Source organism: Pedobacter nutrimenti (genome assembly GCF_032678445.1).
Taxonomy (GTDB): Bacteria; Bacteroidota; Bacteroidia; order Sphingobacteriales; family Sphingobacteriaceae; genus Pedobacter; species Pedobacter nutrimenti_A.
Map to the genome: position 1 here is coordinate 12906 of NZ_JAVTSQ010000003.1, position 15936 is coordinate 28841.

The 15936-nt window shown below is 39.5% G+C and carries 10 protein-coding genes; all 10 read right to left on the reverse strand.

The annotated features are described in order from the left end of the window. Positions 1-81: 81 nt before the first annotated feature. Complete coding sequence (locus tag R2S08_RS05360) at positions 82-804, reverse strand: DUF3823 domain-containing protein (RefSeq protein WP_316834167.1); 723 nt, start codon at positions 802-804, stop codon at positions 82-84. 33 nt (positions 805-837) lie between these two features. Beyond that, positions 838-2631 carry a RagB/SusD family nutrient uptake outer membrane protein gene (locus R2S08_RS05365; RefSeq protein ID WP_316834168.1) on the reverse strand — a complete coding sequence of 598 codons (1794 nt, stop codon included), beginning with the start codon at positions 2629-2631 and terminating at the stop codon, positions 838-840. Between the two features lie 294 nt (positions 2632-2925). Further along, positions 2926-6375, reverse strand: a complete 3450-nt coding sequence (locus R2S08_RS05370; protein WP_316834169.1) for a TonB-dependent receptor — start codon at positions 6373-6375, stop codon at positions 2926-2928. 203 nt (positions 6376-6578) lie between these two features. Continuing rightward, entirely contained in the window at positions 6579-7739 is a 1161-nt protein-coding gene (locus tag R2S08_RS05375) for a FecR family protein (protein WP_316834170.1), read from the reverse strand. A gap of 97 nt (positions 7740-7836) precedes the next feature. Beyond that, positions 7837-8430, reverse strand: coding sequence for an RNA polymerase sigma-70 factor (locus tag R2S08_RS05380; protein ID WP_316834171.1), 594 nt, complete (start codon positions 8428-8430; stop codon positions 7837-7839). Between the two features lie 255 nt (positions 8431-8685). Then, positions 8686-10995 carry a family 20 glycosylhydrolase gene (locus tag R2S08_RS05385; protein WP_316834172.1) on the reverse strand — a complete coding sequence of 770 codons (2310 nt, stop codon included), beginning with the start codon at positions 10993-10995 and terminating at the stop codon, positions 8686-8688. A 6-nt stretch (positions 10996-11001) separates the two neighbouring features. Next, positions 11002-11925 carry a metallophosphoesterase family protein gene (locus R2S08_RS05390; protein WP_316834173.1) on the reverse strand — a complete coding sequence of 308 codons (924 nt, stop codon included), beginning with the start codon at positions 11923-11925 and terminating at the stop codon, positions 11002-11004. A 185-nt stretch (positions 11926-12110) separates the two neighbouring features. Beyond that, entirely contained in the window at positions 12111-13169 is a 1059-nt protein-coding gene (locus tag R2S08_RS05395) for a PKD domain-containing protein (RefSeq protein WP_316834174.1), read from the reverse strand. Positions 13170-13171: 2 nt separating this feature from the next. Continuing rightward, positions 13172-14200, reverse strand: a complete 1029-nt coding sequence (locus tag R2S08_RS05400; RefSeq protein WP_316834175.1) for a hypothetical protein — start codon at positions 14198-14200, stop codon at positions 13172-13174. Between the two features lie 32 nt (positions 14201-14232). Further along, a complete protein-coding gene (locus tag R2S08_RS05405; RefSeq protein WP_316834176.1) occupies positions 14233-15930 on the reverse strand; it encodes a LamG-like jellyroll fold domain-containing protein in 1698 nt (565 codons plus the stop codon). Positions 15931-15936 lie beyond the last annotated feature (6 nt).

Here is a 15936-nt window from a genome sequence, read left to right on the forward strand (position 1 = left end):
CTGTTAAATCAATAAAGAAGGGCTACATAGAACCCTTCCTTATTGATTTAATAATAAACTGGTTTATTATTAAATAGGCTGCTATTGTGCAGAAGTGGTTACTTCCACAATATTGGTGTAATTGTATAAATTACCATTGTTAATGGTACGTGCTACACCCCTTACATAATATAAAGTATTGGGTTTTAATCTTTCAATAACAAAATCATAATTTTTCGCTTCAATTGCAGCATCACCATCTGCTTCGGTATTAACCAATGGACGACCATTATTCGATGCATCTACGTTGTAATAATTATTAACATCAACGGCTACAGTAAGGCCTGCAACAGCACCAACTCTTGCGATTTTTTGTGTATTGCCAACACTACGCTTTGTATTTACTCTAAGCGTAATAGATGTAGTTGTTTTAGAAACTACCTCACAGGTTAGGGTAAGATAAGGTTGTACTTTTAAGTCCTGTTTTGTATTGCTATTAATATTTAAGCTAAAAATTGTATCTGTTAGAAAAAAAGGCCCATCGGCAAATAATTTATACTTGCCGTTAAATATAAAATTGTTAACATAGCTTCCATCAGCGTTAACAGATGAACTTATGGGTTGCGGAATAAGCGTACCATATCCTAGTTGATAGAGCCGGATTTTGGCTCCGTTTAAGGACTGTTGCGGTACATTTTTACCCGTAGAGGAATCTACGATGCGCCCCGATATACTGGCATTCGGCGCTTCATAATTATCTTTCTTACACCCATACGTTATGGTGGTCATCAATAAAAGCATTATATATGTGATTGGCTTTTTCATTGGAATTGGTTTCATCTTTTAATAAAAATTAAATTAATATAATGGATTTTGTACGTAAGTCGGATTTCCTTGCGGAACTGGTTCATAGTACAACTTCTCAGGGAAGGTTCTGGTGTTTTTAGGTGCAGAAACGATCTCAAATGTATATTTCAGATCATTTGTATTTGCAGCCGTTCCCCACATGGCCCAGGGGTATAAAGCATGAAATTGTGTATTGTTTAAAACCGTAGTTGCTATTCGCCACCTGCGTATATCCCATATTCTATGGTTTTCAAAAGCAAGTTCTACTTTTCTTTCATGCCTTATTTTATCTAAGGTAATCATGCTTACCTGTGCAATACCCGCTCTGTCTCTGATTAGGTTAATGGCATCTCTTGCTTCATTTGGCATATTCAATTCAAAAGCTGCTTCAGCATAATTTAACAATACTTCGGCATACCTGAAAACCATCCATGGTGTGGTAGAAAGCCCATAATCAATACGGCTAACCGGGTTCATGAATTTTTTAATGTAAAAACCTGTTTTTGTCGGATCGCTGGTCGTTAAGGGCCCGTCTTTGCCCACTTTCTTAAATGAAGCCTCATTAGTAGGATATCCTTCGGTAAGCTGTTCAGAAGTATATTTTACACCTCCATCTATTACCCCTCGCCTAATTTCCACGATACCGCCTTGCCAGGAGTCAAAGGGTGTAAGTATGGTAGCAAACATCCTTGGATCCTTGTTCTTAAATATATCGCCAGGTTTATTGTAAACAATGGCATTACCTAAAGCATCTTTTACTTTTAATGCGCCTGGACTACCGTCTACATACTCAAATTCCTCTACCATTTCTAAAGTGGGATTGGTGGCACAACCATAGTCAACTTTAAAACTTTGTGGTGCATTAAAAAAATCAAAACTATGCGCTTTATCAGGTGCAAGGTATGTTTTTGTAAAAATGGCTTCTGAATTTCCTGCTGTTAAAAACAGCTTTTGGAAATTGGTCGCTTTATCAGCGTCAACATTGTACAGGGAAAATTCATGAGAATCTATGATCAGCTTTGCAGCGGCCATTGCTTTCTGCCAATAGCTATTTGCCAAACTTGCAGGAATACCAACTAAGCCATTGATTTGTAGTGTAGCGTATTTGGCACTCGAAGCCGCATAAAGCATTGCTCTGCATTTCAAGGCAAGTGCGGCGTATCTGGTTACGCGATACGCGTTTGAACCACTATACGTTTCAGGAAGATCGGCTATGGCTTCATCCAATTCTGTTGCAATAAAATCATAAACCTCTTGTTCTTTTGCTCTTGCTATCCCCAGTTTTGTTACGTCACCTCCAGGCGTAAATTGTTGTACCTTGGTTACCAATGGTACACCGCCATACCTCTTCACTAAGGTAAAGTAATTAAAAGCCCGAATAAACCTGCCTTCAGCGACAAAACGTTTTCTTACCTCATCAGACAAAGTTGCTGGCGCAGTAGGAACTTTTTCAATAAAATCATTTACACGTCTGATTTTTACATAAGCTCCAGTGTTGGGATTGGTCCAGTCAACACCAAACCAATTGCCTATAACAGGATCATTCTGCACACCCCAGGAGTATGATCGTAGCGCTTCATCAGTAGTTGTAGAAGTATATCCACCCTCTGATCCTACAATATAATCCAGATCTTCTACTTCCATATCGTTGTACAAAGTAGCTGTTAAAGCCTCTATTCCAGTTAGAGATCCATATGCAACACTTTCGGAAACAAGGTTTTTAGGTTCTCTGTTCAAATCCTTTTTACAAGATGGAACACTGGTTAGCAATGCCAAAAACATGCTGTATAATAATATCTTTTTCATCAGTATATAATTAATTTTAAAGGTTATGAAGCTATCATAAGCATATTCATTGCTGTTTGTAAGCGGTATGCTTATGATGGTTTCATCAGTATATAATTATTAATTCTTTGTGTATTGTTTTCATTTGTATTAATGAACTCGTAAACTCGGTTTGTTTTTTAATGGAGATGAAGCTATCATGAGCATATTTTTCACTAGTGTTTATTGATTTTTGTGTTCAAGAGCTAGCAAGCTAGGTTCATTGCTGTTTGCGAGCGTTTGCTCATGATGGTTTCATTTTGTCTTGTTTATAAATTACAACCCAATATTAATACCCATTGTCCATACCCGCTGTTGTGGGTAGTATTTTCCAGCTCCACCACCAGAAATTTCAGGATCTAAATACTTCACTTTACTAAAGGTGAATGTATTTTGCCCAGCTATAAATACTCTCGTATTTTTAACGCCGATTTTGTCTGTCAGGGTTTTGTTTAGTGTATAGCCAATTTCAAAATTCTTAAGCCGGAGATAAGTAGCGTCTCTAAGCCAGAATGTGGAATTAAGTTTATTGTTATCGGTGCCTTCAACAATGGTAGACGGAAATTCACCTGGAATCCATTTGCTGTTGGGGTCGTATATATCTTCTCTATGCCAACGATCTGTGAAAAATGAAAAAGCGGTAGCATTATTAGAAAAGGGGTAGGTTAAATCTCCAGCTATATTAAAATTAAAATTAGTTGCTCCTTGAAGTAGTACCGAGAAATCAAAGCCTTTATAGCTTAGTCTGAAATTTAATCCGTAAAAGATTTCAGGTATACTGCCACGCCCAATAATGGTCTGGTCGTTTTCATCAATAATGCCATCACCATTAATATCTTTATAACGAATATCACCAGGCAAAAGGGTTTTGTTTCCACTACCATCTTGCTGTGGGGCCTTATTAATCTCATCCTGTGATTGGAATTGCCCGGTTGCTACATAGCCTCTGTATAAGTTATTCCATCGGTCGGTATTGTTATTGAGCCAGTTTGTCAATGCGTTGGTATTAGATGCCCGTTCTAAATAACCATTTTTTGTACGTGTAAAGGAAAGGTTAGGCGAAATTGTATATTGCCAATTACCAATTTGATTTTTATGGGTTAGTACAATTTCAAATCCCCTTGTATTATCGGAATTCAGATTTTCTTGTGGTAAATTGGCTCCAAACGTATTCGGAAGGCTTAAAATCCGTGTAGACAATAAGCCTGTTCTTTTACGATAGAATACATCTACTTCGGCACTTAAAAGCCCTTTCCATAAGGACAAATCTAAACCAATATTGGTTGTTGTGGATTTAAACCAGGTAAGTAAAGGATTTGTGAGTCCGCTACTGCTTAAACCTAAAACCGGGTCAGTGCCAAATATATACGTTCCATCTGGGTTGGGGTATTTGTAGCCAGCTAAATATTGAAAAGGCTTAATATAATTTGCGGCACCAGCATCATTCCCCCCGTCATCACCTACTTTACCCCAGGATACACGCAGTTTCAGGTTATCAATAGCGGCTATGTTTTTCATAAAATGTTCCTCACTAATGCGCCATCCCGCTGATAAATTAGGAAAAAAGCCAAATCGTTTGTCTGATTGAAACTTATATGTTCCATCATATCTAAAACCAAATTCGAATAAGTATTTACCAGAATAATCGTAATTTACTTTACCGACATATCCTAATCTGGCTATTTGTGCGGAAGATCCATCACTTTTCTGGTTTTTCCCCGTACCGGCAAATAACTCATCAATACCGTCTATCAAAAATTCGCGGTAGGCACTAAAGTTAGTTGAATTGTTTTGTTGGCTTTCGAACAAGCCCAGAGCAGCAATCGTATGCTTTCCATATTTTTTATCGTAGTTTAAGGACAGTTGAAAAAGTGGGGCACTAGTTTCTAAAGTGGATTGCGTTAATCTGCTCGGGTCATTCCCTGTATAATCTGCGTTATATGTTTGCTTTTCGGCGTCATAACTATACAAGAAGTATTTTTTTAAATAGTTCTTGTTATTTTCAGTTGTATTCTGATAGGAAAACAATGCTTTAGCCTTTAAGCCGTCTACGCTGGGTATTTCGTAGGTTAAATTGGCAATGGCTGAAAGATATTTTTTTCTATAGGTGTCGTAACCAGAAAAGTTCTTGTCCATTAACAATATGGTTTGTCCTGTTTCGTAGTTCGATTTAGAAAAATAATTGGGATTGTTATTGGCATAGATAGAATTAGTGGGAAACTGCTTTGAAATCCCACTCATTAAAGTTGTGGCAGATACCCCCGGATAGGCACGATCTTCTAAAAAGCCGCTAAGGTTTAACCCGGCGGTTAAGCCCTTGCCTATTTTTGCTTCTACATTACTTCTAAAATTATATCGCTTTACTTTGGTGTCATCACTTTTCCACATCCCGCTTTGCGTTAAATAACCCAGACTGAAAAAATATTTAACATCGTCATTTCCACCATCTATATTAAGATTATGTTGTGATTGGGGTGTATTTTTCCGAATAGCGGCATTAAACCAATCGGTACTGGGTAAGGTTCCGTCTTTATATTGTGCTACCTGGTCTTTTGTAAATGGCAACGATAAAGCTGTGGAAGGATTATTTTTTTTAATCCAGGTATTTACTGCTGCTTCATTTCGTAATTCTGCAAATTCTGCTGCATTAACAAATCTTGGATACCTCGTATTAGATTGAAGGCCATAGTAAGCACTATAGCTGATACGAGCTTTACCTATTGCACCTTTCTTCGTTGTAATTAATATGACGCCATTGGCTGCACGGACCCCATAAACTGCTGCAGAAGCATCTTTTAATATGGTAAAGCTTTCAATTTCGTTGGCATCAATTTTAGAAAAATTATCGGAGGGAATTCCATCCACAATAACCAGGGCATTACCAAATCCTCTGATATCTATGTTACTATTATCATATCCGGGTTCGCCGGTCCGTTGGGTGGCCCTAAGGCCAGGCAAGCGGCCAACCAAGGCATTACTTAAATCTGCGACTGGAGATTTCACCAAATCTTTACCTTTTACTGTTGCTACAGAACCTGTTACAGAGACCTTTTTTTGCATTCCATATCCTACAACAACCATTTGTTCCAGGGTGGAGATATCTTCATTCATGACTATGGTCATAAAACTTCCATCTATCTTTCTTTCCTGATTGGAAAAACCTATAATCGAAAAGAGCAGTATTGATGAATTATCTTTCACTTCAATAGCAAATTCCCCTTTATTGTTTGTTAATGTTCCCCTGGCAGTGCCTTTTTCCTTTATTGAAACATTAGGAAGTGGTTGGCCTTTTTCGTCTTTCACCAGACCCTTTATATGGATATTCTGATTACTGCTTACTCCTTGAGGCTTTATTTGTAAGTTACTTCTCTGAATTTTATTAATTACAATGGTATGGTTTTCTATCAGATAAGATGCATTCTCCATTTGAAGAATAGTTTTCATTACATCATGCAACGTTGCATTTTTAAATTCAACATCGATCTTTCTTTGATCATCTATTTTTCTATCTGCATAAAATACATTATATCCTGTCTGGCGGGTAATTTCTTCAAAGACCTCTTCGAGTATAACGTTTTTCTTTACAAAGGTTACCTTTTGGGCTAAAGTCGAACCAGAGACCTGCATCAGGGCGAGTATAAGTATTAGTGTTGTTAACTTCATCACTAATAGGATTTTTCGCAACCGTTGTAATCCGGCTGCATTGTTTAAAACATATAAATTCATAAATTTGGATGGTTTGGGTTAAACAAGGAATCGTCATGGTTTTTTATACCGATCCTAGATCGGATAAGGGTAACTCAAACTATAGGCATGGAAGTGTCAGCTTTCATGCCTTTCATTTGGCTACGCGTCCGTTCAGGTTAACATCGTAGGTTCTTTTTCATTTTTGGTTTGGTTTACAGGTTTATTTGTTGAAATGATCGGGTTCACTTGGTTACGATCACTTTTCGTCCTTCTATTTTAAAATTCACTTCGCCAGTTAATGCAATATGCTTTAACACTTCTTCAAAGTGATCAGCTTTGTTGAGTGTGCCACTGAATGTTTGTTGTTTTGCAGCCTCATTCTCATACACTATATCTACATCATACCACCGTCCTACTTTCCTCAACAAGCTTTCCAGATGTTCCCTTTTACACTTAAATTTACCTTCCTTCCATGCGATAACTAAGGAAGGATCGATCTCCTTAACCTCCAATCGATTCGTTCCATGAGTCAGTACAGATTGTTGATGAGGTTTTAAGGTCAGACCATTCACTTGGACGCTCCCTTCTAGCAATGTAGTTCTAGTATCGACCTCGTCCGGATAGGAATTTATGTTAAAATGTGTTCCTAAAACCGTTATCCGCTGACCTGAACTTTCTACCACAAAAGGATGCTGCTTATCTTTTGCTACCTCAAAATAAGCTTCACCATCGAGCTTTACTCTACGCTCACCCTTTACAGTAAGCGCAACCCTATACGTTAAACTTGAAGCAGCATTGAGCCAAACCAATGAGCCATCAGGTAAACGAACCTCAAATGTTTCTCCCCTGTCTGTATTCAGGGTATTCATCTTTTTATTTTCAGTTTTTCTGTCTTCAAATTCATAGACCAACTGTCCTCCGGCAGATTTCGTAATTCTCACGCCTGCTTCTTCAGCAAGAGCACCATGAAGAGCATTAGTCAATCTAATTTGTTTGCCGTTGGCAAGTCTAAGTGTTGCACCAACTTTTCCTGGCTTAATCTCCTGCCTTGCTAAAGCATTACTACCTGTACGCGAAATATTTTTAAACTTGAAAAAGTACCCCCCAGTGATGACTAAAATAATGGCCGCAGTCGCAACAATACGTAGCCATACAGTTTTGGTGAAAATTTGTTGTTTAGATTGATTTGTAATCCACTCAAAAATTTCTTCAGATCTATTGCCTTTAAGCGTAATTTCTTCCGCGGCTTTCATCCTGTACCAATCTGCATCCATGAGTTCCCGAATAAATGTTAAGCACTCAGGGTTATCTAAAATATTTTTTTTCCACTCCTGATGCTCCAGAACTGTAATGGTGTTTTCAAGATATCTTTCCCATAGATATATAATTCTGTCTCTGTCCATTTTGCCCTGGTATTTGGTTTAAATTTGAACACAAAAATCGTCCTCTTTCTTATATAGACGATTGAGAACGGGAACAGGGGCAATAGAAAATAAATTTTTAATGAAGGAGCTTAAATATAATCACCAAAGCTGTAACATCTGTATGATCCCTTAAATAGCTACGTAAGAAACGTAGAGCGAGTTTCATATGGCTGTGAACTGTTTGAGGAGAAATATTCAACTGTTTTGCGGCTTCATCATATTTTAGCCCCTCCTGATGACAAAGCTGATAAACCAGCTTCTGTTGTTGAGGCAATAAATTGACAGCTTCTTCTAGTACTTTCCTGGTGTCCTTCAATAAAATCAGTTCTTCTGTATCATTGTGGGTTTCCTTCCAGGCTTTTCCATTTTCAATGTTAACTCTAGTTTCCAATTCTTTTCTGCGGATAATATCCAATGCGCGGTTACGAGTGAGAGTTAGTAGAAACCTATCCAGATTTTTGATGCTTAGCACTGCTTCTTTCATTTGCCACAATTTCAGAAAGACTTCCTGAACAATTTCTTCTGCCTGGATTTCCGATTTTACATATTTGAGTGAGAACGTGTAAACTTTTCTATGGAATTTATCATAGATAATTTTAAAGGCATGCTGATTCTTAACTGCTATTTGGCCGAGCAAATCACTTTCGTTAAGAAATGTTTTAATGGTCATACCCTCTTTTTTCTAGATTACATTCGCACGTAAGAAAGATCAATAATAAATATTTAACTTGATATACACACAAAAACATCTTGTACAGCAATGATTTGGACTTCACATGACAAACCTGTAGTAACCTTTAGATCATCAGAGACGATGCAAAAGAAGGTCATTCTAAATTACCAATTAAATATTATCCGATATTTATAAATTCAAAATTATCGGATAATATTTAAGATGAAAATCCAAAATGATCGATTTAAAACTCTAAATTTTACTCTGCTCAAGAATCAGTGCCTCATTTAAACGTTTATTATAGACCTTCAGATCTGAAATCAATCCATTTTTAGCATCTCCAATGTTTTGTAAAGGAAATACCAGGGTTTGCATACGACTGATTTTTCCATCTGTATTTTCAAAGCTTATTTTCTTTCCCTCCATCTTCTGAACCAGCTTTCCATCTACGTACAGCCAGGTACCTTTTTCATCTCCTGTAAGTACAATTTTATAAGATTGACCGGCTGCAAATACGAAATCGAAAACATCTGTATAGTTCTCCCGGCTAAAACCTAATCTTAATCCATTATCCTGACGCATAAAGACCTGTGCATTTGGGGATTTAAATAGAACAACATCTCCGTTATTCTCTGACGCAGGCTGTATGGTGAAACTAACGGAATAGGGATAGCCGATTTCTTCGAGTGGTAATCGAACCAAAGAATCCCCAGGGGCAGCAGAGGCAACACCCCGCATATTCAGACCTGGACCTTCGCCTATCCTGGAGCTGTTTTTCGCGAAAGATGCCCAGTCAGACTGATCGGTCTTTCCTGTCCACATTTTTTCTGCAAGAACCTGCATGGCCGGAAAGACTCTTTGATGCACATCTTTCATCGTAATTCCATTGCCTACATGGTCATTCCAGACCGCAAACATACCTCCCCTGATTTTAGGATGCCCCATCAGAAATACCTCTTTACCAATCTGGTTAGGTTCCCAGCGTTGGTAGAGTTGTTTAACGTTAAGAAAATCATAATAATAACCGGCTGCAGGAACAATGTACAGCCATCCGTCTGGCGTACTGATCTGGTCGTAACCCAAACGCACCATTTCTTTGGGCTCTGCATAACCATTGTACCAGGCATTCATGGTTACGTCTTTAGAGGTTACAGGGGTATTGCCCTCTGCATGGGTTAATGAACCCCACATCCGCACCTTTTTACCGAAACTTTGCACAAAACGGATATAGTGATCGGTAAAGGCTCTAAAGCTTTCGGCCTCTTTCTTTGCATATTCATCGGTTCCGATATGAACCTCCGGATTGACAAAAACCGGATCTTTTCCGCCTATATACTCTTTAAAAATGTGATCTATAATCTCGTAAGTTTTAGGATTATTGATGTCTAAATGGTCCATCCCATAGGCTTTACTTCCAATTTCAGGAAAGGCTTTGGTAAAGGCCAGGGAATGCGCTGGTACATCAATTTCGGGAACGATCCGTACCCCATATTCCAGGGCGGTTTTCTGTAGCTCCCGAAAATCCGCTTTGGTATAATAGCCATCTGTAGAGGTCAATTGGGGATAGGTGGTGCTTTCCAGCCTGAAGGCAGAATAGGTTTTATTCCAGTCACCACCAAAGAACTGCTTAAATCCGTTGTCATTCAAATGGATCTGAAAGTCACCCATTTTATAATAGGCCATCATCTTTACATAATGCTTCAGGAAATCGAGGGTGAAAAATTTACGGCCAACGTCCAGTACAAACCCTCTGACTTCATATTTTGGATAATCGTGTAACTGACCTTTAACCACCAGGCTATGCCCTGCGTCTTGCTCTAACAATTGTAAAATGGTTCTGGTGGCCCAAAAAGCACCTTTATAATAGGGTGCTTTAATTTGAATGCTCTGATCAATATCAATCGTATACCCCTCTTCTCCCATATTTTTCCGGGAGGGGCTGAGACTTAGAACAATATCCCCTGGCCTCACTTTACCCCTGGCAATGCTTAGCGTAGAATCTCCGGTTAATTGCCTGAGGTCTTTCAAAAAGATGCTGGCAGCAGGCCCTAAAATCTTTTGATCTTTGGCACTAAGTATAATCCTGCTGTTTGGCAGTAGTTTAAAATAACCACTCCCTCCATTCCATTCCTGCAGGGAAGGTATAACAAAAGGTTGTTTATTGATACCGGATTGCGGGCGAAATTCCCCCAATACTTTTATGGTATGGGGGAATTCGTAAAATAGGTTATTTTTTTTGTCCTTTAACCTTAAAACCAATTGAACTTCACAATCGGTTAATGGTTGAAAAACTTCTCCTTCAGTATTGATAACTGGCTTCCTGCTGGATCCATATAACATCAGTTCATAGCCACCTCCAACTTGCGGGAGTTTGAAATGATGTGTTCTCTGATCTATTTGATCAGGAAGGGAAAGGCCCGACACTATAGCTTTGAAAGCGGTTGAGTCTGCCCCACTTAACTTTTTCTCCTGGGCATTCACTGCAATCGCGAGAAATAACAAAGCTGTGATAAGTACGGCGAATCTTTTTGGTTTAAACATATTGGTTCTAAGAATGATCATAAAGAGTTAATAAGAATGCGCGAAATATTCATTTTCAACCGTTCCATCCGTATACAGTTTGAGTATGGCATAACCCGGCGGGGTTTCCAGATAATAACCTGGCCCTGCCGATTCCTTGTCTCCTTTTTCCCACCAATAACCACTCATAGATCCATTACAACAATATAAAACATCATTGTAACTCGTATGATCTGATAGATGGTTGTGCCCGCTCAGACAAACTCTAACCTTGCCATGATGCTTATAAAACAGATCTTTTAACTTCTTGCAATCCGAATGTCCACCGCCCACCAGAACTTGTGTGGTTCCTAAAATTGGGTAATGGGACATCAGCAGTACGGAGTCTCCGGAAGGAACTTTCTCCAGTTCCTGCTCTAACCAGCTGAACTGTTCCGGGTCAAGAGAAATATTGCTGTTATTACCATCAAGTACCATAAAGTGCCAGTTTTTCTTTGTAAAACTGTAATACCTGTTTGGAATCTTTAAGCGTTTAACCACATAATTCTTCCCATACATTTCATCCTCTTTAGAAGGAGCCTTCCACCATGGATCATGATTACCAATACAACCATACACTTCATACTTAGACAGCATAGCGGTACAGTCATCCCAGATGGCCCATTGTTTGGTTACCTGATCACGTATAACACTATCATAGGAGGCATCATGAATAGAATCGCCACCATTCAGAAAAAAGTCTGGTTTATGCTTAGCCAAAATTTCTTTCAGACAACTTTTAAACCTTGCGGGTGCATCATCTCCCTCCCGAATGTGCACATCGGTAATATGGGCAACGGTAAGGGCTAATTTTTTACCTTTTTTATTTTCTCCTTCATCTCCGAAAGCCAAAGCAGGCAGTCCTCCGGTTACCACTAAGCCGGTGGCCAGACCGGCTGTTTTTAATAAAGACCTTCTATTTAGCTTTGTCATTTCACAAATTATAATAGGGAGCTAATATAGAGTAAATAGGTCGCAACAATTACATCCCCCAAGGTCAAAAACTTTTACTATTTTGATCAATACCAATGCAATTTTGACCTTCATAACCCAAAGTTCATACCCCTCGACAACTCGCAGGGGTATGAACTGAAGGTGTACCGCAGCAAACATCTTGTTTATGGCTTAGCAGTACTCATTAACCTCCACTCAGACATCTGCACCCATGAACCATTCCTAATTGCAGTTATGTTCATCCTGTAATAACTATAGGCAACTGAATTATCAAAAAGATAAACCTTTGTTTCTTTTCGCAAGTCACTTGTGATATTGCTGCGCGTATCCAGTGTTACCCATGTTGTCCCATCCAAAGAACCTTGCAAGTTCCAGTCTTTAGGATCTCTGTCTTTACTGTCATTTCCTGAAACTAATGTATAGGCATTAACTACCGCCGGATTTTTAGTTTTTTGCTGCGCCCAAAATTTATTTGTCCAGCCAGGTCCCAGCAAAAATTTTGTATTGATATCACCGTCAACTAATTTTAGTGACCCTTCAGAGGAATAAGGTCCTGAAGGATTTTCATCTGAAACAGTAACAATGACTCCATTTGCTGTAACGTCATTTAAGACACCGGCATTGGTAACTATTTTTGTGTAGGTTGCTTCGGCGCCCTTTGGAGTTTTAATTTTAAGTGTCACATTGGCGAAATTACTTGTCGCACCGAGCATAGGAATAGTAGCTGATGCAGTAGTGGAGATTGGCGGGTCGGTTGCAGTGCTTCCGTTATACCAGCTAAAGGACTGAATTTCAACAGGCATTGCGGCCTGTAATTTAAAGCTCCCATCTGCCTGAAGTTCAGATGTGAAATTAATAATATCCTGCGGCCTAATGGTAATTTGTCCCTCTTGTTCTGCCCAATATCCTAACTTATTATGTGCAGTTAAATTGACTTTAAAAGTACCTGTTGTTAAAAAAGTATGAGCAGGACTCAATTCATAAGATGTACCGCCATCGCCAAAAGACCAGAGCACATCCTGATAATTACTTGCCGCTGCTTTAAACGAAAAGGTAAAAGGATCCGTTGGCGTAGGTGGGTTTATGGAAAAACTCAGTATTTTTGGTTTAGGGTTGTCAGGTTCGGTAATGATGGCATCAGCAGCTTTCCTGCAACTGCCCAGGAACAAGGCCAGAACAAGATAACCCAAAAGGATGGAATGCGTCGATGTTAGATGTTTCATATTCATGTGTTGAATTTTGTGATTAACGAATAAGACTTTAAGCCATTAGGCATTGATAGCATTGCAACATAGTTATTTGCCAAAATGATGCTGGCAGGATCAATCAACACAATAACGGTTCTATTGCTTGGATGCACTACATACCTGCTGCTACCAGTTAATTGGACCACCAGCGCAATTTTATTGTTTCTATATTTCAACAGTGTTCCAGATGGAATAGTAAGGTCCAGCTGACCGGTATTGCTGCTTTGAGCAACCGTTGCTTTAGACAGCAATTGGTATTCCCCTGTTTGCATCACTACTGTATTGGAAGGAAGTACACCTGCCGACATTAACACGGAGACGGTATCTGTGTTCGTGGCCACATCTACAGTAAAGGAGTCAGATGCAGCCCCGGACAGGGATACACCTAAAGGAATACCAATGGAGGCCACACTTGGCACATAATTGGTGGTGCCTGAAACCTCCAACTTACCACCGCCGCCATTTGCAATTGAAATGGAGTGCATTTCATTAGCGGCAATAACTGCCTGGGGATCTATAGAAATGGTCCCGGTATTTTTGTGGCCATCAATGGCATTCCCTTTGGCTACAGAGGTTAATTTTACAGCAAAGGCCACTTTTTTACCAGAAAAATAAAATTTTTCCAAATCAGCTATACTCAGTACGGCCTCAAATGTTGCTTTCGTTGCACCATAAGGTACAACAATAGCCTGAGGAACCGTTATTGAGCTAAGAGGCATGGCCAAGGTGTTGGCCAGCACATTACCCGTGATTGCGGCAGCCACGGCATCTCCATCTAAAGCTAAATGTGCCTCAAAGGCCTGAGTCGCTGCGCCGGAAAGGTCTATTTCAATAGGTATTCTTACATTCGCTCCATCTTTTGTAATCTGTCCTGATAATCCTTTTACAGAAACGTTCATACCCGCTTCTTTTTTAGGGGCAAAACTCTCCAGTCCATCCTGCTTACAGGATTGCAACATAAACAGCGCAACCAGGCAGAGGTAAAGGGGTTTAATTATTTTCTCCATTGTCTTATTTCTAATTTGAATTCATCATTAAATTATTGGTCTTGCCATATATGCCCATCTAAGGACCAGCTTTCCTGACGGGCTATTCTTAGCCAGCTGTAAATCTGCGCTGCAATATCAACCGTAACTGGTACAAACTGTTCCAGATTGGTGATGGACGGCGAGCAGACCAGGTCGGCAGAATTTTCCCAAGCCACTGTACCATCCTGTAGCAAAAGATCATTTTTTGCTGCCCCCTGATCTTTGAAGCTGTTTCCTGTTCCATCGTTCATCGACCAGGCACTGATCAGATAATCGTAATAAGGATGCCCCGGATCAACATAAGCATCACATGCAAACTGGCTAATGGTGGCATCAGGAAGTGCAATTTTCCAGATCCTAACGTCACTTAAATAGCAATCCAAAGATCCATTGCTGGCAAACTTTCCTAAGGTTAAGGGAAAATTATTATCAAAAATACCCAAATCCGTAATTTCTGATTCATTATTAAAGGTCCCATTGGTAAAAGTTCGGATGTAACGTTTGCCTTTCTTATTGACACAGACCAGTGCTATAGAATTCCAGGTTCCTGCGGGCATATCTGCTCCTTTAACCTGACGGTCGGTATTTGCCTTATTCCCTCTTGCATTTAACATCCAGTAGGCGTTTTCCAGGAAAATATTCCATCCTTTATAATCGTGGGTCCAGTCCTGCCGCTTACCAATCATACTCGGGTAAGTGAAGTTTAGTTTATTTTTCTTCACTTTTAACTCTATGGTAAATTCCGAATTACCAAAATTGTACACTGAATTATCACCCGCAGCGTTTAATGCTTTTAAATTTCCGGAAAACTTAACAAAATTGCCCTGGAATCTACTGCCAAGGTAAGGCTTGCTTAAAATCCGGCTCATATAGCTTGGACTATAGAAAATGGTAAAGGTATTTAAAGAGGTATTGCTAAAAATGGTATTGTCGTTATCAGCTGGCGGTAGTTGAAACATACCACCTTTATTCGATGAAATCACCACCAGCCATTTCTCCTGATTGTACTTTGGCCGCTTTTTTAATGCCCTCAGCATTTCTCCAACATAACCATCAAATTGAAGGATGGCTGCCTTATAGGCTGGAAAAGATAAGTCGTAACCAGATGTCTGTCCCGCTTTATCCACGCCTGAAAACTGGGCCACTACAGCACTGGATTGATCCTTTTCAAGGTCAGCAATTACAGCTGATTTAACGGCTTCATCATCATTTACCTGGACATTTACTGTAGCATCACCGCCCAGATTAGATTTAAGAAGAGGAGAAGTGGTATACACAGCCGTCTTCAAACTCGGGTCTATCTTCTTGATCCGTGTAAAAATAGAGGGGAAGTCTGCCAGATGATTACCAGAAAAATCGTCAGTTTTTACGCCGTGTTTTTTGGCTTTAACCCCGGTCAGCATCGTGGTATAACTGGCTGCATTGGTACTTGCATCTGCATCCGAGAGTCCGTTCCAGGAATAAATTGAAGTGGATAACAGGCTGCTTATATTGGCAGGCTTTGCATCGCGTACGGAAAGGCCCCTGGCGCCGTCAACGATAATATAGAGTACTTTAGGTTTGCTAAAGGCTACATTAGCCGTGTCCAGGTTTTGCCTTTCCTGAATCGTCCGTTCAAAAGGCGTATTGCAGGCACCCAGTAGAAACAAAAGACCGATACAGAACCATGATGAGCTCATGGATTTTATCATATGAAGGGTTGTTTTCATTTTGTA